The sequence below is a fragment of the Rhodohalobacter sp. SW132 genome (assembly GCF_003390325.1).
Taxonomy (GTDB): Bacteria; Bacteroidota; Rhodothermia; order Balneolales; family Balneolaceae; genus SW132.
In genome coordinates this window covers 249394-276219 of the sequence record NZ_QUOK01000004.1, presented here as the reverse complement: position 1 = coordinate 276219, position 26826 = coordinate 249394, and the positions used below count along the sequence as shown (strand labels likewise).

The following is a 26826-nucleotide window of genomic DNA, read 5'->3' as shown; positions in this document are numbered from 1 at the left end:
GTTTGATCCTTTTTATAAGTCTGGCTGTTTCAGATTTATCTATGGCAAATTGCCTGGATCGGCCACCGGCTGAAGATGAAGTAAACTATTCACCGGACGAAGGTGATACTACAGAAACCAATCCTCCTGCTTTTGTCTGGTTGCCACACGAATCAGTGGACAGCTATATCGTTCAATATTCCCAGTCAAAGGATTTTCAACCAGATAATACATTTACTGAAAAGAATCTAGACATGACTGTATTCATTCCACAGGAAACCATGCAGCCGGGGCAATGGTATTGGCGGTATGGCTACAGTAATGAAGACGAAGAAGTATGTTACAGTAAAATACGCGCGTTCGAAATTCCAGAAGATGCTGTAAATTTCCCTTTTATATCTGTTGATGAAGTATTGAGTCATATTCCTCAAAAACGCCCGCGGTTATTTTTTACACCCGAAGTAGTATCAAACATTCGCTCTGACGAGAACGGAAGGTTTTCTCACATCCTTGAACCCGTTATTTCAATGGCTGATCAAATCCTGGAGATGAACGAACCGCTCTTTGCGGAACCTGATCCATGGGATGAATATGAAGATTTTGAAAAAGTGTACACTGAAAACTGGCAGACGATGAGGCCCTACACTCAACGAATGGTTATTGCTGCACTGGCTTATGTGTATACTGGAGACCAAAAATATGCGGAAGAGGCCAGGCGACGGCTGATGAATTATATGGAGTGGGATGTTGATGGCCCTTCAAGTGTGATTTGGCCTTCCGAACTGGGTCTGGATATAGCCGAACACGCTCCCTGGACATTCGACTGGATCTATGATTACCTGAGTGAATCAGAACGGCAAAAATGTATCAGTGCTTTAACACAGAGAATGGAGCAGATTCACTACGATATCCACCGGGACCGACCGCTGGAAACACGTCCATATCACAATCACGCCATACGAATGCTGGGTTTCATATTAGAAAGCAGCGTGGTATTGGCACACGATGTTCCCGAAGCGCAGGACTGGTTTGATTATTCCTTAAAGTTGCTCTGGAGCACATATCCCGGATGGGGAAGCTCCGAGGGCGGCTGGCATGAAGGTGTACATTACTGGACGGCCTATATTCGCCGGATGATGCGAGCCATGAATGAGCTTGACAGGCTCGGAATCCCGGTCAAAGACAAACCATTTCTTCAAAATACCGGGTATTACGGGCTTTATGCCGCATATCCCCATCGTCCGACTTCGGCTCCCGGGGATGAACACAATACGCCAATCGAATCTAAAGCGGGGCGGGTAACCTCAATGCTGACAACAATGTACAATAATCCCTATTTCAGATGGCATGCCGAAGAGTACGGCATCGGCAGGTTGTCAAACGGGGAGTTTAATTTATTTGATCCCGATGTCCGGTTCCCGGCATCCATGCCGGTGGAACTAGGCAGGGAAGCATTTCATGTGGATACGGCAGATATCGTGCAGCCAAAGCCTCCTTTCGATTTACCGCAATCCCATGCTTTCAGGGATGTCGGTCTTGTGGCGATGCACAGCAATATGGCAGATCCTGAAAACAATATCCTGATGTTGTTTCAAAGCAATCCCTATGGAGCCGTCAGTCATAATCATGCAAATCAGAATTCATTTATAATTGAGGCATTCCGGGAATCCCTGGCCATAATCAGTGGATACCGCTACCCCGGAACTCATCCCCACAACGATGAGTGGATCAGGCAAACAAAAGCACATAACTCAATTTTGGTGGATAATAAAGGCCAGCTATCCCACAGCAGTCAATCCAGAGGCAGAATTATTGAACACCAGGAGCTCGGGGATTATGTATTCGCGGTCGGAGATGCCACAGAAGCCTATGAAGGACGCCTGGATCGTTTTCATCGATATGTGCTGTTTAACCGGCCTGATTATTTCGTCATAATTGATGATATCATTTCAGGTGATAGGGAATCGACCTATCAGTGGCTTCTGCACACCATCAACGAGATACAGATTGATCATCAAACCAGAACAGTGATGTCAACTCATGGAGATGCCCGGCTTTCGGTACGATTCCTGGAACCTGGCAATCTTTCGATCGATCTGCGTTCAGGTTTTGATACGCCTCCGCCTGATCCGGAAACACTTCCTGAAAGTCATCATCTTCCCAGCCAAATGCCGGATCAGTTTCATTTAACGGCATCAACAACAGACCCGGAAAATTCCACTCGTTTTGTTACAGTCCTGAGCACAGAACAAACATCATCTTCAGAACAGGATTCGGCAGTTCATACAGCAGAGGTACTGGAAGCCCGGGGTGGAATTGCAATGCGTGTCAACAATGACCTGATTTTATGGAAAGAAAAGGAGCAACAGGAAGTTTCTGTCGAGGGCTTTTCATCCACAGAAACCATGGAAGTGGTGATTGATTTTTTTAACAATTAATGTAATGAGTATGAAATGAAAACTGGGGTTCGATAAAACCATCTGATAAGAATAATTCATTTTCATTTAAAGAAGATCAGGGAAATGAACACGTAAATGATGATAGATCTTATATACCATCATCTCCCAAAACCTTCAGATAAAAATCATACAAATGAATAATCCTGATATTCACAATTTGTTTTCACGAAAAAAATTCCTGCAGTTGACCGGAACTACGCTGGGAGCAGGTTTGGTATTTGTACCTTACAGACAGGGTGATGCTACAGGTGATAAACAGAAAATCAGGAGAAAACCGCAGTGGATCATAGATCTCATCTCATTAAATGATACTCGATTTGGCAATCTTCCACAGATGTTGAAGAATGGCCGTGTAAATGACACGTCTGATCCGGACTTCGGTGGTTTTCTGGATGGATACGGCCTGCCGTCTGTCAACTCCACCTCCGGGTTTATCAGTAGGGCTATATGTTCAATCACATTACCCGAATCACAATATTACGAGTCTGAAGAGTTGATGCAAATTGTAAGAGAAGCTGCAAATTATCTCGTTCGGGTTCAGCATGAGGATGGAACAATAGATTTATTGAATCATAACTTTTATTCACCACCTGATACGGCTTTCCGTGTCAGAGGTCTGACTCCCGGTTTTAAATTACTGAGAACAAAAAATAATATCCCGGGGGCAGAAGAAACACTGGAGGCGTTGCAAACATTTCTGCAAAAGGCAAGTGATGCACTTGTCGATGGCGGAGTTCATACGCCCAATCACCGGTGGATTATGTGTGATGCCCTGGGCCGGATCAACGAATTGTGGCCGAATGAACGATATCTTGACAGGGCCAATAGATGGCTTACCGAGGGAATAGACATCGATGAAGATGGCCAGTACAGAGAACGTGACACCGTTGGATACAGCGCGCATACCAACAGAGCACTTGTTATGACGTCGAAGTTTTTTGACAAACCAGAACTCCTCGACTATGTGCGAAAAAACCTGGATATGACTCTTTACTATATCACGTCAAACGGACAGGTGGTGGAAGAGGTATCGGAAAGGGTGGAACGGGATGGCCGAAGAATGCTGTCTTTAAGTAACCAGTATTACTCCTATCGTTATCTGGCCCTGCGTGATGACAACCAAACATATTCCGCAGCCTGTCGCCATATCGAAAGAAATCATTTTAATCAGCTAACCGGAGATTTGAAGTATTTCCTTGAAGATCCGGACCTGTGGTCACCACTGCCACCGTCGGGATCGTTGCCGCGTAATTATGAAAAAGAATTCCGCGGATCAGGAGTGGTGCGGGTAAGGCGTGGAAATTACGATGCATCCATTATATCCCGTTATACAAAAAAAGGCATCTTTTTCGCTTTTCACAAAGGAGATGCCATTCTGTGGGGAATGAGACTCGGTAATTCATTTTCAGGTATGGGTCAATTTGAATCGGATGATATCCGGAAAGAAAATGGAGCCTGGGTATTGGAACGAAAAACAGAGGGATTTTATGTTCAGCCGGTGCCGGAAGAAAAAACGCCCATCGGAAATAACTGGAATTTTGATCCTGAATTTTATGACACGTATGGCCTGATGTGGCACACAGAACACCGGGAGCGGACACGAGTGCATCCATTAATCCAGCGTGCTGTAATTCGTGAAATCGAGGGTGGTTTTGAAGTGGAAGTCAGTGCACAGGGCACTGATAATGTTCCCACAACGGTAGAATTGATTTTCAGGCCCGAAGGTGTATTTACCGGCGTAGATAGGCATGAACAGCTTGAGGATACCTATTTCCTGAAAAACGGCTTTGGCAGTTACCGGGCCGGCGGCAGTACCATCACGTTTGGACCCGGCACATATTTGCATTCAAATGCGGATTTACGGGGAACCCTGCCCAAAATGGATCTTCCGACTGTTGTTTTGACAGGAATCACCCCATTTCAGCATAAAATACGGATAACATAAAAAAAGGGTACCTGTTATGAAACGAACAGCAACAGTATTTATAACATTGATAGTATGCCTTACAATCAATAAAGGATCATATTCACAAGGGTTACAAGAAGCTGAACAATCCGTCCACTTCGGAATAAAGGGGGGATTCAATCTTTTCGCTATTGAGGGCAGTACCATTGATCAGGCAGAACGGCAATCGGGTTATCAAATCGGGTTGTTTATAAGTTCGGAGATTCTTAACGACTGGGTATCAGATCTGAATATACGTTTTGAATTAAACTACGTGGAAAAGACGCAGCGTAATCTGGATAATCATATTAATCGTGTGATTTATGACGGGGTAGAACTTTTTATGGATGAAGAATTACACGGTTTTGAATTTAACCGGGAGATGGGCGGGCCTTTTTCGGAAGATGAAATCTTTAATGAAAACGTACATTCATCCGTCACCTTCCATATAATTGAAGCTCCGATCCGTTTTATATACTCTGTTCCGGTCGGTACAGTTACTCCCTATGTTCTTCTCGGACCCACATTTTCTGTAGTAGCGGGTTTTGATCATTCTTTTGCTCTCAGAACGCCGCAGGGAGAATCACATACACAAACCAATATTGCCAGTGTGGTGGACCAGCATTACAGTAAAATAAATTTTAGTGCTGATCTGGGGATGGGGCTGCATTTTCCCTATGGATTTTTTATAGAGGGATACTATTCCCATGGTTTTACAGATTCATTGAAATTCTATGAAAGCAACACATTCCACAGAGGATTTATTGCAAACCTTGGGGTGCGGTTCTAGCAGACATGAAACATCATTAACAATATTTGTGAAATAATAAAACAGATCCCAGAATGAATACAATCACCGGAAATCTCCTCCATTCACTAATACTCTTTCCGATATTGATATTAGCACTAATCATAAATGTTCATGCTAGTTCTCATTCAACTATTTGTTTTGATGATGCCTGGGGGTGCTTAACCGAAACCGCAGATGATACTTTGAACTCAGGCTGGCAGGATATCATTTCTATAGAGGATTTATGGGAGTCTCATCCCGAAATTATCAGGTCTTTATTTTCTCATCTTGATCTGGAGTATCCCGGTCTCGAACCTGTATCGCAGTCGCTGCAAAATGCAGATACGGTTTCAGCCGCAAACCGGCTGATTACCTATTACAAGAATTCAGACTCCGGTCTCTGGCTGAGGGAGAAACCCTATACATTTGAAAGCACTGAAGATCGAAACCGTGCAGAGCAACTCTTGAATGATAAGATTACCCGAAATGGTTTGGCTGAAATTCCACTGACTGAAAACGGTGGGTGGGACTGGACCTATCACGGACCACGAAACGATGCGGAATTCGGTTATTTTATAAACAGACACCGATTTTTCATTGATCTATTAAGAGGTTGGCATGAAACTGGTCAGGATGCCTATGCAGAGAAATTCGATCTGATCATACGGGACTGGATCCTACATAACCCGTTGCCTGATAAGGATCATAGAATATGGGAGGTTCTGCGAACCACAACTGTTGAACTGGACTGGCGGGATATAAATGAAGTAATCTGGCGTGTTCTCGAAGCCGGTAATCGAATGGGAGATACCTGGCCCCAGGCTTTTTATGGATTTCAGAATGCTGAGGATTTTTCTCCGGCGGCCCGTATAATGATGTTATCAAGTATTCCCATACATGCACTTTATCTGAAGGAACATCATGCTATAGGACATAATCATGGAACTATGGAGCTGAACGGTCTTGGCTTAGTGGGTCTGGCATTTCCTGAATTCCAACAGGCTGATGATTGGGTTGAGTATGCACTCGAAAAGATGGAAGAAGAACTAGAAATACAGGTGTATCCTGATGGTGTTCAAACGGAGTTAACAAGCACGTATCAACTTGTTGCACTGAGGCATTTTGAGACCTTGATAGAAAATTATCGCAATGCCGGTCGTTCAGTTTCCGATTTATACTTAAAGAGAGTAGAGGAGATGTACAACTACCTTGTATATAGTATGCGTCCTGATGGTTACCAACCTTTGAATAACGACTCCGACAGAAGAGATATGGCTTCCGTCGTTTTAGGTGCAGCAGATATTTTTGACAGGCCCGACTGGATATACATCGCTACAAATGGGGAAGAGGGCATGAAACCTGACGGATTGCCATCGCGGGTATTTCCATGGGCTGGAATCCATGTTATGCGCAACGGCTGGGATGCGGATAGCCACTGGGGGTTTTTCCATACTGGACCTTACGGAACCGGCCATCAGCACCGGGATATGCTGCATTTATCCGTTCATGCATACGGCAGGGATTTACTGGTAGATACCGGAAGATATACCCATGAGGACTATTTCAGTTTTGATCCCACCATGTGGAGAGGTTATTTTCGCAGTTCATTTTCACAAAACGTAATTTTAATAGATGGTGCCGGCCAGGATGTCTGGGATAGAATTGCAGAAGATCCGCTGGAGGAAGGGATTGATTATGTAAATACTGAAGAATTTGATTATGCTGTAGATACATTTACCGGAGGATATGAGAATACAGAAGGTGAAGCTGAACATACTCGTGCCGTATTTTATGTCAGGGGAAAATACTGGGTGGTTGTTGACCGGGTAACTACCGACAGGCCTCGAAAACTGGAAGCGTTATGGCATTTTGCCCCGGATGTACATGCGGTGATTGAGGACATACAGGTGGTATCCAATGACACCTCCAAAGGGAATTTACGCCTTGTTCCCGCCGGTGAGGTTTCCTGGGATGTTGAGATCATCAAAGGTCAAACCGAGCCATATATACGGGGCTGGTATAGTGAGACTTATGGAAATAAAGAACCCACTCCAACGGCTGTTTATACAGCACAGATCGATAATAATTCTACCTTTGCCTGGGTTCTGGTTCCGGCCAGTGGATCAGTGCCGGAAGTTGGGGCAGATCTCATGGATCAGAATACCGGTAAAGTAAGAATTCATATTGAGGGTGAGGAACCAACAATTGTGACGGTGCCACTGACTAGAGGCACTCCTGGAATTGAGTAAGAATCAGTTTTAGCTTTTGGTGCTGAAAATTCCTGAATCACCTTGGTTTGTCACAGACATACTGAAAATTAACCACAGTATCCCATATTCCAATTGGATCTGTTTATTATCCAATTACAGAAAATGGAAAAAAACGGGATATACTAACTAACTTTAGATAGGTTAATAAATGGAATTACGACAACTTGGACTTTCAGACATACAAGTATCTCCCATTGCATTCGGTGCTTGGGCTATAAGTGGATGGATGTGGGGCGGTGCAGACGAGATTGACGCCATCAAAGCTGTGAAAACCGCAGTTGACCTTGGAATGACTACGATTGACACCGCTCCAGTATATGGATTCGGAAAGAGTGAAGAACTGATTGGAAAAGCACTAAAAAATACAGATCGTAATCAATACCAAATTCTCACCAAATATGGCCTTAATTGGGAGACAAATGACGGCAGATTCCATTCTAACAGTCAGGATGATGCGGGTAATCCTGTAAAAATATATAGATGGGCCTCAAAAGAACGGGTAAAAAAAGAATGCGAGGCCAGTCTTCGACGGCTCAATATAGAAACTATAGATCTGTATCAAATTCACTGGCCGGACGGTTCTACACCAATCTCCGAAACCATGGAGGCTGTTACCGAATTGATTGATGAAGGAAAAGTACGTGCAGCCGGAGTTTGTAATTATACTACAGAACAGGTAGATGAAGCTCTGAAAACGATTCCTCTTGCCTCCAATCAGGTGCCTTATAGTATGATTAATCGCAAGATTGAGAAAAACGTGATTCCGCAAGCGATTGAAAGACAAATGCACATCCTTCCATATAGTCCGTTACAGCGTGGTTTGCTTACGGGAAAAATAACACCACATTTCAAGTTTACCGGCTACGACACTCGAAAAGATAGTAAATATTTTACGGATGAAAATGTCCTTCAGACAAATAAACTATTGTCCAAAATTAAACCAATTGCAGATAAATATAACGCTTCTTTTGCGCAACTGGCCATACATTGGACCGCTAACCGACCAGGAATTGGTAGTGTATTGGTGGGCGCTCGAAATGAAGACCAGGTAAAGGAAAATGCAGGGGCATTGAGTTTTACCTTAACCCAGGATGAACTGAATAGAATAACGGCACATTTAGATGAATTTAGCCTAAATAATGTTGGAGTTGCACCCTCATAATCCGGTTGTCAATGATAAGGAATGGTTCAAATTCGGCAACCGAATAAAGATCTCAGATGTATCTCAAAACAACTTATTTGTCAGGGTTGAGATCGAGGGATCTGAAATTACCATCTATATCCAGCTGTCTTATGTAATTGTAAGAAATGAAGATAGATAAAAATCCAAAACTATTTTTTATATCACGTACTAATCAACAACAACTCATATTAATTAATATGAAATCATTAATCAGCTTCTATACTATTTGGATTATAATGCTAATCGGAGCAAGTGGCATTAAAGCCCAGCAACATACTCCTGATAAGCCCCATTACGACACTCCTAATCTGGTTGTTGGCTTAATCGTCGATCAGATGAGGCCGGATTACATTTATAAATATTGGGATCATTATGAAGAAGGAGGAATCAAACGGCTGTTAAATGAAGGGCATACTTTCAGGAATGCCTATTTTCGTCATCTGCAAACTTCCACCGGACCGGGACATGCTGCACAGCTGTCCGGGGCAACGCCCAGTGTACACGGTTTGATAGGCAACAGCTGGTATGTGCGTGAACTGGATCGCAATATAAACGTGATTGAGGCTGTCGGGTCTGGTTATGAGGGGGTGGGATCGCGGCCGGAATATAATGGCGAAAAATCACCAATTAATATGCTTACTACCACTGTTGGGGATGAACTTTTTATGTTTACAGGAGAGAGGTCAAAAACTGTGGGTATTTCACGCAAGGACAGGGGAGCCATTTTACCTGCCGGGCATACTGGTGATGCTTATTGGTATGAAGGGGCAACAGGAAATTTTATTACATCTACCTATTACATGGACGAACTGCCCGGCTGGCTGCAGGATTTCAATGACAGAAATCTTCCACAGGAATATCTTACCCGTACCTGGGAAACCCTACTTCCGGTTGAAGGTTATGTTGAAAGTCGGCCGGACGATAATCCCTATGAAGGAACGTTTTCAGGAATGGATACCCCGACATTTCCCGTTGACCTGGCTTATCTCGTTGAAGAACATGATCAGGGGCCCGGTCTACTCAATGCCACGCCTTTTGCTGACGAGTTATTGTTTGAGCTTGCCGTTGCCACTATGGAAGGGGAAGAGCTTGGCCGGGGCGATGTAACAGACATGCTGATGATTGCCCTTTCAGCAGCCGATGCGATTGGCCACCGCTTCGGGCCGGGCTCCAAACAGGTACAGGACTATTATTTGCGTCTTGATCGTTACATGGCAGATTTTTTCGACTATCTGGACAGTGAATTCGGGATGGATAATGTATTAGTATTCCTGACAGCCGATCACGGAGGGGCATATATACCTGAGTATATGAGCGATCTGGGTATTCCGACAGGACATTCGGAATTTGGAGTTTCAGCAGGTGGACAAGTGCAGCAGGCAGTTCGTGAATACCTGGAACAGACCTATGGCGAGGATTTTCTTTTAGCTTACAGCAACCAGAATCTCTTTCTAGATCACGATTATATTGATCAAAACGGAATGGATCATGTGGCTATCCAAAAAGAGGTTCAGAGATTTGTTTTGTCACTGGATGTCGTGGGAGGGGCAATTACGGCAGATGCACTCCAGAACCAGGAATATACCACAGGAATGCGGGCACGTGCAATGCATGCTTTCCACCAGAAAAGATCGGGTGATGTAATTGTCTGGTTACAGCCGCAAACCCATGGGTCGGGAACCGGCGGGACCGGGCATGGATCCGGCTGGGTTTATGACACCCACATCCCTCTGATATTTTTAGGAAATGGGATTACTCACGGCCAATCCAATGAGAAAGTTTATGTTTCGGATATCGCCTCAACGGTCTCGGTGTTTCTTAATTCACCGTTCCCGAGCGGAAATATTGGCAATCCGCTGAATGATTTGATGAGACGATAGTAGTAAAACTCCGTATCTGGTGAATACATTTTGCTGTATATAAACCACGCAAGTGATGAATAAATCTGGTTGCCAAATACTCAGAAGAGTTAGAGAAAGTCACAAATTTCAATAGAAAATATAACAAATGCATATTCAAAGAATATCCTAACCTAAAACAAAATTCTGGCTGGAAAGATTAATGAAAATTTTAAATTTAACCCTCTTATTATTACTGATTGGCGGATCAACTGAACTTAAGGATGAAGATTGGTTAAGTTGTGGATTGATTTTCAATGAGTCTATATCTGTGATGTCTTATAATATCCGATTTGATAATCCAGATGATGGGAAAAATGCTTGGCCGCATCGAAGTGATCATGTAGCTGAAATGATGGGGCCTAAATATGAATCGGATATAATAGGTGTCCAAGAGGCTTTGCGACATCAACTAGATGAATTGCAAGAAATGTTGCCGAATTATGACTGGGTGGGTGTTGGTCGTGATGATGGTAAAGATGCCGGTGAATTTTCTCCCATTTTCTATAAAAAAAACCGATTTGAATTGATTGCAACTAATACATTTTGGCTCTCGGAAGAAACTGAGATGCCAGGTAGTATTTCATGGGATTCGGCAATAACAAGAATCGTTACATGGGTCAAATTTAATGATCTTCTGAATGATAAGATCTTCTATGTGTTCAATACACATTTTGATCACAGAGGAGATATGGCCCGGGTTGAAAGTACCAAAATTATACTGGAGCGGGCATCTAAGATTGAAGAAAATACTCCCGTCATAATAACTGGAGATTTGAATTTTTCGGAAAGTTCAAGTGCTTACGGGATTTTTAGAGAAAATTCCAGGTTCAATGATGCCAGATATGCGTCGGAAACCGGTCATGAAGGTCCAACGGCATCGTCCAATAACTGGGAAGAGCTCAGGCTCCCGGAATCCAGAATTGATTATATTTTCGTTAGTGAGGGAGTCCGGGTTCTGAATCATCGTATTCTCGATGATCGTTATGATGGACGTTTTCCTTCTGATCATCTTCCAGTAATTTCTGAAATCATTCTTCCTTGATTGAAATCGGATGAAAATTGAAACTAAATCGGGTGAGATTATAGACCTTGCCTAAATTGAAGAAGAGTTGATGTGGAGTTTGGTGCCGTCTGAATTGTATTCTGTTCATTTGGTAGATCGAGTTTTGTCGCAGGTGAGAATTTTATGATTACAAAGCATCTGCACTACGGTGTTGAAACAGATCAGCAAAGATATTTTCACCTGGTTTATATACTGGATGAGGCTGACTGGAGAATATAGTAGGAAATAGATGATGCGTTCTTTTTAGTTCGTTTGACTAACAGGTTCACTTTTTGATGATCACCTTGTCATTTCTTCTCACATTGCTTTTTGCTTTGGAGACGAAGTGCTGCTTCACCGCATTATCGGGTTACGGCTGAAAAAAATAACGCAGAGAATAAAGATCTCGAAACATCCATTATGTCAGTTCTTTTTGGCATTGTAAATGGTGTCCAAATAGATCTGTTTAAAAGCCAAACACACCAATCCCTATCCCAACCACAAAAATAGCAGTCATGTACGCGTAAAACTCTTGGTTGCCGGTGAGGCTGCTTTTTGATTATAAATCGCTTAGGTCGCCGATGTTATCTTATTTTTTGGATAATAGCTCATAATCGTTGTTTGTTTATGTATGCGTATGAAAATTTTGCTGCAAACAGGGACAGGTAATGTACTACCTGTTTCTGTATGGCTACCGGCTAAAGTCCCCGCGCTGGGACTCGTAGTCCATTTTCTTTTTCAGTACCGTTTGCCTGCGTTTACAGAAGGTCTGGACGATGCTGCTATGGGCAATAGTTATGCTGCCAGATTGCAAAGCCGCTGCAATTTTCAGGAACATTTGGGTCGCCTTTACCGAATGGTCGCTCATCTGGACCAGGATCTTACCGCCTTCTTTGTAATCAAATCCGAACTCTTCATGATGGCATTGATGACCCGGCTAAAATCCATGGCATTCATATCATGGTTGCAGCCGTCAAGGTGAATTAAATATTCATGAAAAGAGATTTTAGTCCCTGAATCGACTCAATTAGCAATTTGTCTAAGGTATTTTTGTTTAATTCAAGGGCCGGATCCGCTTGAGTAAGGGCATTATTTTTCAGAAAAATAAGTGAAAGCTGAAAATGGATTCCTGCACATTTATTAACTCTGGAAATTAAATAAGAAACGACCTGTAATGAGCTGTGCACTTTCAATACAAATTGATCTTGAAAGCTATTAGTTTTCATCAGTAGACATTATATGTGTGACTTAAATGAACGGTTCAACATTAGTGTAGAGTAGCATACCAAAAAATTAGAGGGGCACAGTCTAAATGAAATTTTAAATACACTCTCATGGCTCAAAATTCATTGAAGCTGATGATAATAATATATTCATCAAAATAAATGTTTAAGAGAATAAATAGCAGAAAAATCTTTACCCACTGAAAACAAAAAGATCCTAAACTAAATAAATTCAGAGGCTTATTTGTCTGTATGAGTGACTCGGGCCAAACAAAAGTATCATTTCACATGGCCAGACATTCTTTTACTGATCTTGTAAAGACGCAAGACTGGAGTATTTACGATAGATCAAAAGCCTTAGGGCATAAAACTATCAAAGTGACTGAGCGGTACCTGAAAAAGTTTGATACTGATGGTCTTGATGCAAAAATGGATAGTTTGTTTAGTGGTTGAAATATAGTTTAGTTAGTCATATTAGGAGGGAAGCCTTTAAATTAAAATCCAGTTTAATTATTCAGTTCTGTTTTCCACCATTTCCCGGAATTCCGGGTACTCCCGAAGTGGATCCCATGTTGGCGATATTTGTAAATCGTTTTTTGATACAAAACCGGGCACTGAGAGTAAAAACTCAAGTTGATCTATTGCCTTGCCGTGTTTACCTGCTAATGTATATATTTCAGCCAGGTCTAATGCAAACCATGTTCCCTGATAAGTGTTTTGGGCATAGGGTACCAGGTCAATAGCTTTTTCTATTTCCGGATAGCATTTTCAGATTCACCGATCCCAGGAGTCTGTCGGACTACCCAACAATTTCTGTCTAACTAGATTTAAATAGTCGTCAGACTTACCTCTGATGCGATTCAATCGTCAAAGTGTGCATCCGCTCGTGAATGCAGGCGCATTCTACCAGTTTGGCTATTTCGGTCGTATAGTGCCAGTTTCACTCTCCATTGACCTTCTCATGGCCTCTGGGCAGAAATTGATGGAATCCCCTTGCGCGTTTGATGATGCCATGACCGGTTCAACGATTGATTTTCGACTCCAAAACTCCCGTCCATATCCATCAACTCACCCCCCTCCACACTCCATTGATCTTCCAGCTTCCAAGCCCGCTTCTATCTCATTGCCTTGTGTTTGTTGGCATTGGCAAAATGACCTTGCTACCATCAATGGAAATCTCCCCGACATCTACAAAATCCATCTGATGAACAATCGTCAGTATTTGAATAAACAGATACTCAGTGGCCACACCCCACATAATCATCTGCATTCAAAGAAGTCGTCGAAACATCAATGTACTGCTTTCGTAGGACACACCCAGAACCCCAAAAGCATACTTAATGCTTCCGGGTTCACCGAAATAGTTTATGAATCAAAAGAGAAAACAATGAAGAAAACAATAACGCTGATCAAAAAAACATTTATTGTCGTATCCATAATCTGGACCACAATCACGCTCGTTTTTATCGGGTTTATGGCACTATCAGGCCCCCCTTCTTGTGGCATTGACGATCTGGACAACGAAACCTTAAGCGAGACAACAGGCGATCTTCCGGACTTTGGATTTGAAGAGATGGACGGCAACACCACATTCACCAATGAATCTATTGCCGGAACGTACACTCTGTTTTACTTTTGGGGCACTTCCTGTGGAATTTGTGTAAATGAAATGCCCCACCTGTATGAAACCTATACCGAACTGCAGGACAGAAACTTCCAGATCATAGCACTCTCCTACGATCAGAGTGAAGAAAAAGTCAGGGAGTTTAGGGAAGATTCCCCGATGCCGTGGAAGCACATTGTCTTTGGCAGTGACAGAGAAAAAATGAGAGACACATTTAACGCCTTCGGAGTATCCGGAAGCCCACACAAAATTTTAGTTTCACCGGAAGGAGAAATTCTTGAACGGGTAGAAGGATTTAACGGAGATGAGCTGTATGCCATGATTAATAATCATCTTCCTTCATCATAAAAGATACACTCACAAATTCTAAAAACGATTAAAATATGGTAATTAGTGGCAAAACTAATGCATTGTAATGAGATAACGACAACAAGGGTACTCGGTGTAATTTAGTCTTTCGGATAAATTGTCTTCAGCCTGGAGTCAATTCCTTTAGACCTCATAATTTTTTTAAACCGAATTATCCAGCCATTTAAACTCACAGAAAATGACTTATTTGAAAATACTTTTCACGATCATTGGAGTGCTTACCTTAGTTCATGACATTGATAATAGTATTGAAGCTATATCAAATTATCAGCATCAAATCAATCCATTACAAGAAAAGGTTCAGGTCCTGAATTTTGGAACATTTCATATGGGATTTACCACGGATGCAAACACCACGGAATTTGATGAGCATGATCGGGAAAATCAAAAAAAGGTTCATGAAATCGCAGAAAAACTATCTGCTTTTGAACCGACCGTGATTCTGGTAGAAACACCGCCTGAGCAGAATGAAAAGCTCCGTGAAGCATTCTTCCGCTACAAAGATAACCCCGACATGTTTTTTGAGAATCCGTCAGAAATAGAACTCCTGGCATTTGAACTGGGAAGACTTAGCGGAACAGAACGTATCTATGGCATCGATCACAAAATGAGATACAATTACATGATTGGCCAATTTATCATGACAAATGATATCGACCCCGAACGGTATGATGCCTATTCCGACAACTTGCTGCAGTTTTTTCCTTCGGTAGATGTAGACCGGGATAATCTAAATCTTCTTGAAAAACTAAAACTGACAAACCATGACAGGTACCTGGATTTTCTTATTACCGTCAATGCTGACAGGCTCACCTATACAGCTAATGAAGGCGGTTTTGAAGGGGCTGATGAGGCTGCCAAATACTACCAGCGAAACCTCAGAATGTATTCAAACCTACACCGGGTTAACCTGGATGAAGATGACAGGGTGTTTATCCTGATGGGAGCAAGCCACACCGCCTTTTTCAGAGACTTTATGAGCCGTGATCCCAAATACGAAATGGTTGATACGTTTGATTATTTGATTGAATAATCTGTCTGTCGAGTTTACTTTGTTATATATGAAGGATAAGAAGATGAATAATTTCATCAAATGTTTGCCTTAAGGTGATGACAAACAAATCAACAGCGCGTTCACTATGAAGAGGACTATTTCTTTTTCTTTTATGTTCACAAAATTAAACTGAGGTGTCCATAAAGAGCGGGGAAAGAAGAACATTCATCATCAAATTCGTCATGCCGGACCCCGATCCGGCATCTCCTGACTATATTGGGGATAGGAGATTTCGCTTAAATAGGGAAGGATAAAAAGTAAAACGCCTGAAACAGGGATATCCGGACTGGATGCTTTATGGATATCCGGTTTACGAAATCAGGGATAAGTTTTAGTAACACGAACAGGTTATTTGCGTAATTCTTACTTGAACGATTAGATGTGGCTGCACAGAGTCATCGTATTAAGCGGTCAGCGCAATTCAATATGGTGGCTTCCGTTGAAAATAAGCCACATAAAGCGGAACATTCAATTATTAAAGTGTTCAACAGAAGTATGATAAACAGGTTTATTTTACTTGCTCTACTTTCTTTCACATCAATTCTTATTTCCTGTGGTACTGACGCCACTGAACCTAAACAGCCCTCTTTTGAATGGAACAAGTTAGGCCTGGATGGCCTCACAGTAAACAAAATCGAAATAGATGGAAATCTTCTTTATGCCGCTACAAATGATGGCCTATATCGAAAAAACATACAATCAACAAGTAGTTTTGAGCCTGTTGGCTTGCAAGATAACAACATAGAAGCCTTTCTGATCTATTCTGATCAAATCCTTTTTGCTTCAGTTGCCAACAGAGACACAGAACACGAGTATGAAATTCACAAATCGGATAACCGGGGAGCATCGTGGCAGGAGCTGGAGTCGAATTTTGGTGGCAACGAAGATGGGGAAATATTATCTGAATTTCTCAGGCACCCATCTCATAAAGATACCATTTACGCTACAAGTAATTATACCATTGCCAAATCTGGGGATATGGGAAATTCCTGGGATCTTATTTGGGGTGAATGGGGCGCTATAGCAGGACCAACCTCAGCCATTGCAATAAATCCGCAGAGAGAAAATGAACTTTGGGCTGGTGGCCAGGGACCTATTGAAGATGGATATCTAGTACGCCTTGTTGACGAGGAAGAAACCGATCGATGGACAGATTTGGTACCTAATCCCACCACGGTAAAGGAAATTGTTTTTGACAAACAAAGTTCTCAAACTATCTTTGCGGGCTATGAAGGGGCACTGATGAAAACCAATGATAATGGAGCAAGCTGGCAAACCTCTATTGATAAACATCACAATTTTCGTTTTTTCTTTGGAATCGCTTTTAGCAACCTCAACCCGGATATTCTTTTTGCCGGAGGTTGGCTCAAAGCTGTTGATGACCCTCAGTCTCTCAAGCTATTTTACAGCATGGACAAGGGCGAAACCTGGGAAGAAGAAATTTTCGAAAATGAACCGTATGGCGGCATTCTCGACATGCAACTCATTACTGAGGGTGACAAAGATAGGATTTTTATAGCACTGGATGGAGGAGGGATATATGAAGTTATACACACGTTAAATTAACTGTTCATAGATGATTATTTCAGGTTGAATAAATAGTGGTTTTAGTTTTTCGATTAGCATAAATGTGTCGTTTCACCCTCTAAAGATCTGAAATCTTTGTAGCTTCGTTCAAGTAGAGTTGGTATAGAAAAAAATTTCAAGTAAACATCAAGTAAACATATGGTCATGAGTATTTCCCAATGTTGCATATAGAGAAAAAGGTTGTTAGTTAGTCCGACCAAATAAAACAGAAGTTTAAAAAATCTATCGGAATTAATTGATTTCTATGGAAACAGAATTTTCTATTGATCTGATTTTGACGTTTTTTCTTTTTTACTGCTAAGATGCTAAAAATTAGATGAATAGGCTTCTTTGATTGCAGGAGTCGATTATTGGCCAATCAGTTTGTCTAATAAAATGCTAAAGAGTGTTAATCTCTGCTAAGAATTTTAATACTTAGCAGAGATTTGTCTGTTTTCATGTTTCGTATTTTTGAAAATTGATTCATAGAATAGATAAAAAAATGCCCTCGGGCCTCTTTTTTTAAAATGATTATTATAACTGATCAATAATACACACAGATAAGTATTAACAACTTAGATATACACCCCTCTAAAACTCACCTTTTAGATTATCAATTCAGAGGACTTTTGAAACCAACCAAGAATTTTCAAAAAAAGGTAAATAGACCTTATATCCATTCGACGTATGAATTACAGGAAAAAAGTTGGTTTATGGATAATTGCCTCATTTCTGATGGTGGGCATGGTGGCCTGGGAAAGCAGAAACTGTGGTGACTTTCAGCACGAGGCGCTTACTGAGTGGCTGGAGCATCTGTATGAAAACGATCGATTCATGGGCAGTGTAGCCATGCGGCACTCTGATGAAGTAATATATGAATATCAGGCCGGACAGGCCGGTTACCATGAAGAGATAGATATCGGCCCGGAAACACAGTTCAGAGTCGGATCGATTACCAAAATGTTCACCGCAGTCATTGTACTTCAGCTTACAGATGAAGAACATCTTTCACTGGAAGACCGGCTGGCTGACTATTTTAGTGAACTGCCCAACGCAGAAAAGATCACTTTGGAGCATATGCTGCGTCATCGCAGCGGACTCTTCAACTTTACCAGTGCTGAAGGATTCACCGAATGGATGACTGAGCCCCGTTCCCGTAGCGAGATACTTGAACGAATAATTGGAAGTTCGCCGGTCTTCGAACCCGGAGAACGTGCCCAATACAGCAACACAAATTTTCTTTTGCTTGGTTATATTATTGAACAAATAACCGGAAAATCATATGCGGAGGTGCTTCGGGAGCGAGTCATCGAACCTCTGGAGCTCAACCGGACTAATTACGGTGGTGTCATCTCGGTACGCAATGGCGAAGCTCGCTCCTATATATACTCCGAAGTAGAACAGCACTGGAATCCGTCAACGGAAACCCACGTGAGCGGGATCCATGCGGCAGGAGCTATAATCTCCACACCTTCTGACCTGACTAAATTTGCTCGGGCTCTGTTTACCGGAAAGTTAGTCGGACAGCACAATCTGGACCGAATGACCGAATTCAGGGATGGCTATGGTCTGGGCTTGATCGAATTTTCCTTCGAGGAAGATGAGCTTTATGGATACGGTCATACCGGCGGTATTGATTCATTTCGATCAAACCTGACCTATCTTCCGAAAGAGGAAATATCGTTGAGCATCACAGCGAACGGCCTACGGTTTTCAGACAGCCAGATTCGGAATACAATGCTTACAGCCTGGAGAGGTGAACAGCCGGAGCTTCCGGAATTACAAACGGTGGATCTAACCGAGGGCCATCTGCAGCGACTTACCGGGGACTATGAGTCCGAAGATTTATCCTTAGAAATTTCGATAGGGGTGGAAGATGGACGGCTAACCGCCCGGACCGATCACCAGCCTGCTTTTCCACTTACAGCTACTGGCAAGCACCGTTTCAGTCTGCTTGAGGCTGGTGCTGTGATTGAGTTCCTGAAACCGGAAAACGGCTCCTACGATCAATTTATCCTGCATCAGAACGGTGAAGAGTTTGCATTTATCCGCAAATAACCTGCCCAAAAGAGCAAAGCCGATTATCGATATGGAGTTGTATTGATAAATTGAAGTTACCTTTTTTGGTGGATATTTAATTTGCATAACAAATTTGGCTGCCCCTTGTCGTTCTCAGGAAATCATTCAACTTGTCATAGATCGGAGTGGGGGCAGGGTATCCATTTCATGGAGCTGGGAGCAAAGGAACGGGGTAGAAGTACAGGGAGTGTGGAATACGCTGTATGATGTCCACTTTCATCAATCCTGTTTGGAGTCAGCAAGGTGTTGTGATCCATAATACATGATGATACATACCGGTAATAGAATCCAGAATCCAAGAATTATCAACTCAATCGTCATGCTGGCAGTTTCGGAGGCAGCATCCGCAATCCTGACTGGATTCGGAGTATTTGTGGAAGCGTGAAATAGCATCGGTATAATCAGTGCTCCTTTTGAGGAATTAAATAACCAGGCCATAATGATCGACCAAAGTGGGAGAATGATCAGCATCCCAAAGAAATCGGAAGGCTGATAGCTTGCAGATCCAAAATAAACGACTGGAAAGTGCCAGATAGCCCAGAGAAGTCCGATACAAATTGCGCTCCACAAAGCAGTCCATTTTTTTTGCAACTCACTCTGAGCAAAGCCGCGCCATCCAAACTCTTCGAGTGATCCGGCGATAAGCAGAGTGGTGATAAATCGCTCCGGATATTCAGATATAGGGCGGTCGGATAAGGTAAAAGGCACGCCAAATAAGCCATGTGCACCGAGGATTATAAACACATCAATAAACGGGATAAGCAGGGCAATAAGATACCATCGTATTTTCAATCGCCACTTTGCAAGTCCCCGGACCCAGCCACTAAGATTTCCATTAGATTTTTTGGTTATTACAAGTGCAGCAATGAGAGGTCCCCACGCAAATGGAATTTGAGCAAGGAACTGATCCTCAAAACCAAAGGGCAGTACAATAACCCCCCAGTACAACCAAGACCATGCAAAACTGATCAGGATAAAAAACAGGATTCTATTCCTCTGAATTATATATTCACCTTTCTCCTGAATGTTCATTTGTTATATTTAGATATGCTTACCGCGATAATGTCGCCACAAATAACCGAACAGAGATCTGTTTTTTTAAAATATCAGATTTATCCTAATAAGCAAGGTGATGTCCGCGTTTCTTCACTCCAGCCATTTACGATCACCAGAAGCGGATTTCTATGTACTCTCCAGACCGGGAAAACCTGTTTAGCAGCGGACTAATTTAGGGAACCAATCACTGCGATGAGCTTGAAAGCCTGCCAGGTCTCCCCATGCTGGACTACCCATTTAGATGCTCAGCATGGAATTTGATCCGGTCAGTAGAATCTTACAATTAGGCATCAAAAAGGTTGATGTCTTCGATAATAATATCACCGAACTTATTCGCAACAAAACTCTGTACTTTCAGGGCAGGGTGGTTTAATGGAAAAGAAATTAATTAGTAAAAAATAAATCTTGTAATCAGCATGTCCTGACATACGAGTTAGATCTGTTTATTTACCAAGTTATTCAAACTGATGAACAGTTTTAAAAAGGAGATGGTGAGACAGGTTTCACTCTCAAGAATTGAACCGGTGGAAATCAATATTCTCACTCCCTATCTATTAAAAAGCAGGGAAAAACCTTTACCTATACCTTTACCCATTGAAAACAAAAAGCCCCTAAACTCAATAAAGTCAGGGGCTTATTTGTCTGTTTGAGTACCTCGGGCCGGGCTCGAACCGGCACTGGCATTTAAATACCAATTGGATTTTAAGTCCAAAATCTACAATATTCTACTGCAATCAACTCTTTTCTACTAATACGCTAAACTATTGAAATTCAGGGGTTTTCAGCTTAAATTATAATCAACGGTTATCAAAGGTACTCAAAATTGCCTTGTAACCACATTGTAACCGAAACCAGATTATTGTTATGGCTGAAAAGAAAACACTTACTCACACTTTCGTTAAAGATTATCCGGTTCCTGAAAAGAGAATCGAAATTTACGACAATGTTCAATCGGGAATGATCCTACGGGTAACACCTACCGGACACAAGTCTTTCGCTTTCCGGTATTGGTACGATGGACGATCTACGCAGCGTACAATCGGCAAGTTTGGAGATGTTTCATTAGGAGAGGCCCGGAAAAAAGCCGGAGAATGGAAAGAAATGCTTTCCGATGGATTGGATCCGATTACAGAGAAGAAGAAGAATAAGCGAGAGAACCCGATTACATTAGGAGAGTACATAGAGGAGTTTAAAAATGATTATCTGGAAAGGAAACTGAAAGCATCTACACAAAAAACGTACAAGTCCAGACTTAACAAGGTTCTCGATGATCGAATTTCTGATAAGTCTTTGAGGGATATTAAGCGCCCCGATGTTCGATCCTTTTTAAAGACAGAGGCCAAAGATCACCCGACCAACGCCAACCGCTTGCAGGCCATTCTATCGAAGGTATTTAATGAAGCATTAGACGATGGACATATCACAGAGAACCCGATCAAAGGTATGGATAAACTTACCGATGAAAAGTCCAGAGACGTACGATATACAGACGATGACATTAAAGCTATTTGGAATGCTATTAGTGAGGAGTGGGAGCCGATGCAGAGCCTTTTGAAGATGCTGCTAATTACAGGCCAACGGTTAGGTGAAACGTCAAAAATGAAATGGAGTGATATCAATAATCGAATGTGGATCATTCCCCAGGCCGACACTAAAAATAAAACTCCTCACAAGGTGCCGTTACCAAATATGGCTTTAAACCTGCTCAAAAAAATGAAGTCAATAAATGATGACAGTGAGTATGTTTTCGCTTCACAGAGGGATAAGACAGGCCATTTATCGCACTTCATGAATGCAATGGAACGTATAAGAGATGAAACCATGCTAAACGATTTCAGGCTGCATGACTTGCGGCATATCGTAGCAACTAAAATGATTGACGATTTAGGAGTTGAATTTATAACCGTTGGCAAGGTGCTTAATCATAAGGGTCTATCTGCCAGCAATGCAATCACTTCACGCTACATAAATTCCGATTTTACAGAGCAGAAAACAAACGCTCTTAACCTTTGGGCCGGACACCTTACAGAGCTTACCTCAAATTTAACTTTACAAAAGCGCGTCCTTTAAATAAGATGAAAAATACCTGATAGATTTTCTCTATCACTTGACATAGATAAAATCTATGAGTAGCTTTTAACAGAGTTGAACATGAATAAACCCTGTTAAAAATGAATAAAATAATTCGTCCCAAGACAGTAGCCCTTAAGCTGGGAATTAGTATTCCGACTTTATACAGACGTATGAAGGAGCCGGATTTTCCAGACAAAATTCGCATTTCAAAACAAGCTACTGGATTCGTTGAATCAGAGATAAACGAATGGATCGAGAGCCAACGAGAATCTTCAAATATGGAATTGGCATAAAAAAAGGGCACCGCTGCAACGGTAACCCTTTCTGAAAATCGCTACTTCATAATACGGTTTTCAGACCAATTCTACACTTCAAAATTGAAAATCGCTATGGATGACAAAACGTATAAAACCCAACTAAAAAAAGTTTTTAAAGCTTTTCAGGAGACCCCTAAAACCCGCCTTCAGGTTGCTGATGAGTGTGGAATATTACGTGGCAATGTTTGTTACTACGTTCGGGATCTAAAGCGCCGGAAACAGATTGTTGTAATCAAGACTGGCAAAGATCCGAAAACAAGGCACAAAGCTGAATTTTTATCGACAGACCCGGATTTATTCCCGCCTGAATTACAAAGAGAATTGTTTGAGGGGGTTCAGCGTGCAGAGTAAAAAGCGTTTCACAGAAACGAATATTTGGGATGACCCTGTCTTTATGGAATTAACACCGCATCAAAAGTTGTGTTGGTACTTCATAAATGACAGGTGCGATAATATTGGAGTATGGACACCTAATCCAAAGTTGATAGCCTTTAATCTGGATATTGAAGGAAATCCCCAACAATTTTTAGATGACTTCTTACAGGCAATAAATGAAGCTGATGAACTTATTCACGTAATGCCTTCAGGTGAATGGCTGATAACTGATTTTGTGAAGTTTCAGTACTGCCAGAAGAAACCTTTGCACCCGAATAATCCTGCACACAAAAGTTATCTGCAATTAATTAAAGAACAGAACCTGCTTTCATGGTTTTCTGTGAACTATCCTGAAACCTTGCCTGAAAGCTATTTAAACGAAGAAAAAAAGACCTCTATTAGACCTCTAAAAGAACCCTTTGAGACCTATAAGGATAAGGATATAGATAGAGATACGGATAGGGATATAGATACGGATAAGGCTCAAGAGTTAGAACCATTCAAACAGTTTGCACCGTGAGTTGTTTAAATGTAGACGTATCGAAGTTTGAGAATGTACAGGATAGCAGTAACCCTGTACATGTAAATCTGATTGAATGGATCTGTGATGAAAGTAATCAATCAGTCATTCGAGAGTTACGAACCTTATCAGGTGATGACTACAAGAGTAGCAAAAAACAGTTACCAGGAATAACCCCTTCAGGTGCGTTCAATAAAAGAAGTGAATCGGGGTTGATAAAACATTCCGGACTGATTCAGTTTGATGTTGATAGCAAAGATAACCCTGTCAACATGGATGAACTGAAATATAAGATTCAGCATAACCCTTTTGTAGCTTATTTGAGTTATAGCACGTCAGGGAATGGGTTGTGGGGGTTGATCCCTGTTAAGCACCCCGAACGTCATAAGAGCCATTTCAGAGCGATTCAGCAAGCGTTTCGCAATGCAGGTGTGAGTATTGACCCTGCACCGTCAAACGTAGCATCATTCAGATTCAGAAGTTACGACCCCGACCCCTATTTCAATCACAACGCTGATGTGTTTCACTATCTGATTGATAAGATACCAGCGTCATCAAATGGCAGAGATAACCGCACGAAAGTTGAGCAGTTGATTAGTAAGATTCAGGCCAACAGAATTGATATTACTGAGGGTTATGAAAAATGGCTGAAAATAGGTTTTGCCCTTGCTGAAGAGTTTGGCGAATCAGGCAGAATATACTTTCATCAACTAAGCCAATGGCATTCTGAATATGATACAGCTGAATGTGATGAACAGTTTGATAATTGCCTCAACAGTAACGGGCAGGGTATCACTATCGCATCATTCTTTGGTATCTGCAAAGACTTTGGCGTAACACTCGATACTAACCATGCTTATCAAAAAGATAGAGTATTACAGGGCGATACTAAGAGCAAAGTATCTGCACCTTATGGAATGAACCCCTATACCGGGGAAATATTTGACGAGCGTGGATACCCTGCCGATTGGGATTTTCATTTAAACTAAACACAAACAAAAAATCATGAATTACGAAGAAACTAAGAAACAACATTGTGCTGCACGTCAACAGCTTATAGATGCAGAGACAAAGCTGGATGAGCTCGAATCGGGAAAGGTTCATCTGATGGACTCCTTTCAGGTATCGTATGAGACGTTGACCGATGAACGGGCCAGGAAATCTATTGGTGAAGGTTCTGCCGATTCTGTGAAGAAAGCCGAAAAAAAGAACCGCAACATTAAAGACAAACTCGAACAGGTTAAAACCGATATTGAAGTTCAAAAGAAAGCTGTCTCACTACTAAAGGATAAGTTTGCCGGGATTGATGCAGCATTCAAAAAACAAGCTTCACAGCACTACAAAAATCAATCAGAGCCTTTGTTTGATAGTCTTACCGATGCACTTCATCAGGCAGATAAAGCTATTCAGGGTATTAACGAAATGGCAAAAAGTGCAGAACGTGAAGGCGTTACTATTGGCACGAAGGGTATAAAACAACACTCTGAAATTTTGATATCGAAACAACGGCCAGCCGGTATGCTTGCCATGAACACCATTAACTCAAAACAATTACAGCAATGAATTTAAAAATAGATTTAGAAGCTCTTAAAAATGATGATGGCTATTATTCTGAAAGTGATGTAAAAGCACTGGAAAGAGCCACCGGGATGGAATGGGCTGATATAGTTAAAAACGATGAAGCTCAGGCAGAACCTGAAGGGAATCCAGCCACATGGACAACAGATAAGAAGCTCAGCTACATTAAAGAACATGGCAGAAAAGCGTATGAAAAGGCGTTACGTCATGGTTAGATGTTAGGGGAGTGTCATTTATTTGGCACCCCCTATACATAAACTAAAAACATACTTTACAGTAACTTAGATGAATTTGTAATGGCAGATAGACGTAGCAGAAAGCGCAAAGCATACACGGTTAAGCAGGTACTTTTAATAGGCTCTCACGCCTTGCAGGAGATGGAACGCATTCTTTTAGATGACAATGCAGATAACAACGAAAAGATCCGATCTGCAAACGCTATAAGCACGCTAATAAATAGCTATCGTAGATTAGTAGAAACCGGGGAGATTGTGGAACGGATCGAAGCACTTGAAAACAATCAAATGAGAAAAGTATCATGAAACAGATTGAGAAGAGGGTTCAACATTTGGAAGAGATACAGTCAACAGATCCAGAAGTTGATTTTTCAAAGTTTTCAGATGAAGAACTAATTGAAGTTGAAGAACTGATAAAAAAGACAGGAGAAAACGAAGATTATTCCCTGCTATCAGATGGGGAATTGAAACGATTAATTGAACTAATTAACAGGGCAGAAAATGAAGCAACTTGAAAAGAGAATATCCAAACTGGAAGCCGTAAGGCCTAGCAAGGAAGTTATGAATGGCTTAGGTCAATATTACGCATGGGAGAAAACACCTGAAGGAAAAGCGGAACTGGATAACCTTTATAACCCTGATAGAAATCAACATGAAAACACTCGAAAGTAGACTATTGAAATTGGAGCAGAAGCACGATTCCGTCAGGATCAAAAAACTGGATATTGTGATTGTGAGTTGTAAAGATCATGTACAGAACCAGGATAAATACAACAGGGTACTACAATCTGAGGAAACTTCAGAGTCTGGATTTACCAGGCGGATATTCCATTTAGAGCCGAAAGTGTTATGAAATCAATTAAAAAAAGAATACAACAATTAGAAAATGCAGACGGGTTTAAAAATGATGCTGAACGTAGGGAGCATATTCGGTATGCACGTTTAATAGATGATTGTATTAAACCTGAACAGATTAAAAGTGAACAGGATTATATCAATCTACTAAAGGATTTTTTTAAGCCAATCCCGGCCTGAATAGCTAAAATTCAGTAATACAATAGCATTGTGTGAAGTGATATAAGCTCTTAAAATCGAAATTTGAAAGCCGTTTTAATTGATTAATCAAGTTTTATCAAGTTCGACTTTCACACTGAAGCATTAATAAGCTCGCAATATATTTTTTAAAA

At 41.6% G+C, this 26826-nt stretch carries 25 protein-coding genes; 24 read left to right on the top strand and 1 reads right to left on the bottom strand.

From position 1 onward, the window contains the following. The first annotated feature begins 41 nt into the window (after positions 1-41). From DYD21_RS10225 to DYD21_RS10155, 12 genes are all read left to right on the top strand, one after another. A complete protein-coding gene (locus DYD21_RS10225; RefSeq protein ID WP_158551511.1) occupies positions 42-2417 on the top strand; it encodes a DUF4962 domain-containing protein in 2376 nt (791 codons plus the stop codon). 154 nt (positions 2418-2571) lie between these two features. Next, a complete protein-coding gene (locus DYD21_RS10220) occupies positions 2572-4383 on the top strand; it encodes a hypothetical protein (RefSeq protein WP_116036114.1) in 1812 nt (603 codons plus the stop codon). Positions 4384-4399: 16 nt separating this feature from the next. Further along, positions 4400-5173, top strand: coding sequence for an outer membrane beta-barrel protein (locus DYD21_RS10215; RefSeq protein ID WP_116036112.1), 774 nt, complete (start codon positions 4400-4402; stop codon positions 5171-5173). Positions 5174-5226: 53 nt separating this feature from the next. After that, positions 5227-7422 carry an alginate lyase family protein gene (locus DYD21_RS10210; RefSeq protein WP_116036109.1) on the top strand — a complete coding sequence of 732 codons (2196 nt, stop codon included), beginning with the start codon at positions 5227-5229 and terminating at the stop codon, positions 7420-7422. Positions 7423-7591: 169 nt separating this feature from the next. After that, complete coding sequence (locus tag DYD21_RS10205) at positions 7592-8605, top strand: aldo/keto reductase (RefSeq protein WP_116036107.1); 1014 nt, start codon at positions 7592-7594, stop codon at positions 8603-8605. A gap of 218 nt (positions 8606-8823) precedes the next feature. Beyond that, entirely contained in the window at positions 8824-10506 is a 1683-nt protein-coding gene (locus DYD21_RS10195) for an alkaline phosphatase family protein (protein WP_158551509.1), read from the top strand. A 181-nt stretch (positions 10507-10687) separates the two neighbouring features. Next, entirely contained in the window at positions 10688-11569 is an 882-nt protein-coding gene (locus DYD21_RS10190; protein WP_116036098.1) for an endonuclease/exonuclease/phosphatase family protein, read from the top strand. A gap of 637 nt (positions 11570-12206) precedes the next feature. Next, positions 12207-12551, top strand: a complete 345-nt coding sequence (locus DYD21_RS10185; RefSeq protein WP_147303552.1) for a hypothetical protein — start codon at positions 12207-12209, stop codon at positions 12549-12551. A 1628-nt stretch (positions 12552-14179) separates the two neighbouring features. Then, the gene (locus DYD21_RS21045) at positions 14180-14764 is read left to right on the top strand and encodes a TlpA disulfide reductase family protein (protein WP_158551507.1); all 585 of its coding nucleotides are present in this window, start codon (positions 14180-14182) and stop codon (positions 14762-14764) included. 199 nt (positions 14765-14963) lie between these two features. After that, positions 14964-15818, top strand: coding sequence for a DUF5694 domain-containing protein (locus tag DYD21_RS10165; protein ID WP_116036087.1), 855 nt, complete (start codon positions 14964-14966; stop codon positions 15816-15818). A 516-nt stretch (positions 15819-16334) separates the two neighbouring features. Next, positions 16335-17405: an exo-alpha-sialidase gene (locus tag DYD21_RS10160; RefSeq protein ID WP_147303551.1), complete on the top strand. Its 1071-nt coding sequence runs from the start codon at positions 16335-16337 to the stop codon at positions 17403-17405. Positions 17406-18092: 687 nt separating this feature from the next. Next, positions 18093-19463, top strand: coding sequence for a serine hydrolase (locus DYD21_RS10155; RefSeq protein WP_116036081.1), 1371 nt, complete (start codon positions 18093-18095; stop codon positions 19461-19463). 240 nt (positions 19464-19703) lie between these two features. Here the strand turns inward: DYD21_RS10155 and DYD21_RS10150 are convergent, their stop codons facing one another. Further along, positions 19704-20516: a type II CAAX endopeptidase family protein gene (locus DYD21_RS10150; RefSeq protein ID WP_116036078.1), complete on the bottom strand. Its 813-nt coding sequence runs from the start codon at positions 20514-20516 to the stop codon at positions 19704-19706. Between the two features lie 491 nt (positions 20517-21007). On the opposite strand from DYD21_RS10150, the gene DYD21_RS10145 reads away from it, so the two are divergent. From DYD21_RS10145 to DYD21_RS10095, 12 genes are all read left to right on the top strand, one after another. Continuing rightward, positions 21008-21190: a hypothetical protein gene (locus DYD21_RS10145; RefSeq protein ID WP_116036075.1), complete on the top strand. Its 183-nt coding sequence runs from the start codon at positions 21008-21010 to the stop codon at positions 21188-21190. Between the two features lie 214 nt (positions 21191-21404). After that, on the top strand, positions 21405-22610 hold the full coding sequence (locus DYD21_RS10140) for a site-specific integrase (protein WP_116036073.1): 1206 nt from the start codon (positions 21405-21407) through the stop codon (positions 22608-22610). A gap of 101 nt (positions 22611-22711) precedes the next feature. Next, complete coding sequence (locus tag DYD21_RS10135; protein WP_116036070.1) at positions 22712-22906, top strand: AlpA family transcriptional regulator; 195 nt, start codon at positions 22712-22714, stop codon at positions 22904-22906. 96 nt (positions 22907-23002) lie between these two features. Continuing rightward, positions 23003-23281 carry a hypothetical protein gene (locus tag DYD21_RS10130; protein WP_116036068.1) on the top strand — a complete coding sequence of 93 codons (279 nt, stop codon included), beginning with the start codon at positions 23003-23005 and terminating at the stop codon, positions 23279-23281. Positions 23282-23324: 43 nt separating this feature from the next. Beyond that, positions 23325-23825, top strand: coding sequence for a hypothetical protein (locus DYD21_RS10125; RefSeq protein WP_147303550.1), 501 nt, complete (start codon positions 23325-23327; stop codon positions 23823-23825). After that, on the top strand, positions 23822-24814 hold the full coding sequence (locus tag DYD21_RS10120; RefSeq protein WP_116036063.1) for a PriCT-2 domain-containing protein: 993 nt from the start codon (positions 23822-23824) through the stop codon (positions 24812-24814). The genes DYD21_RS10125 and DYD21_RS10120 overlap by 4 nt, the downstream gene beginning before the upstream one ends. Before the next feature lie 16 nt (positions 24815-24830). Then, positions 24831-25388: a hypothetical protein gene (locus DYD21_RS10115; RefSeq protein WP_116036060.1), complete on the top strand. Its 558-nt coding sequence runs from the start codon at positions 24831-24833 to the stop codon at positions 25386-25388. Further along, positions 25385-25618, top strand: coding sequence for a hypothetical protein (locus DYD21_RS10110; RefSeq protein ID WP_116036057.1), 234 nt, complete (start codon positions 25385-25387; stop codon positions 25616-25618). The genes DYD21_RS10115 and DYD21_RS10110 overlap by 4 nt, the downstream gene beginning before the upstream one ends. A gap of 81 nt (positions 25619-25699) precedes the next feature. Next, on the top strand, positions 25700-25945 hold the full coding sequence (locus DYD21_RS10105) for a hypothetical protein (protein WP_116036054.1): 246 nt from the start codon (positions 25700-25702) through the stop codon (positions 25943-25945). Next, positions 25942-26154, top strand: a complete 213-nt coding sequence (locus DYD21_RS10100) for a hypothetical protein (protein WP_116036052.1) — start codon at positions 25942-25944, stop codon at positions 26152-26154. Before DYD21_RS10105 ends, DYD21_RS10100 begins: the two co-directional genes overlap by 4 nt. Next, complete coding sequence (locus DYD21_RS21040; RefSeq protein ID WP_158551505.1) at positions 26141-26311, top strand: hypothetical protein; 171 nt, start codon at positions 26141-26143, stop codon at positions 26309-26311. The genes DYD21_RS10100 and DYD21_RS21040 overlap by 14 nt, the downstream gene beginning before the upstream one ends. A 177-nt stretch (positions 26312-26488) precedes the next feature. Beyond that, positions 26489-26674, top strand: coding sequence for a hypothetical protein (locus DYD21_RS10095; RefSeq protein ID WP_116036049.1), 186 nt, complete (start codon positions 26489-26491; stop codon positions 26672-26674). The last annotated feature ends 152 nt before the right edge of the window (positions 26675-26826 follow it).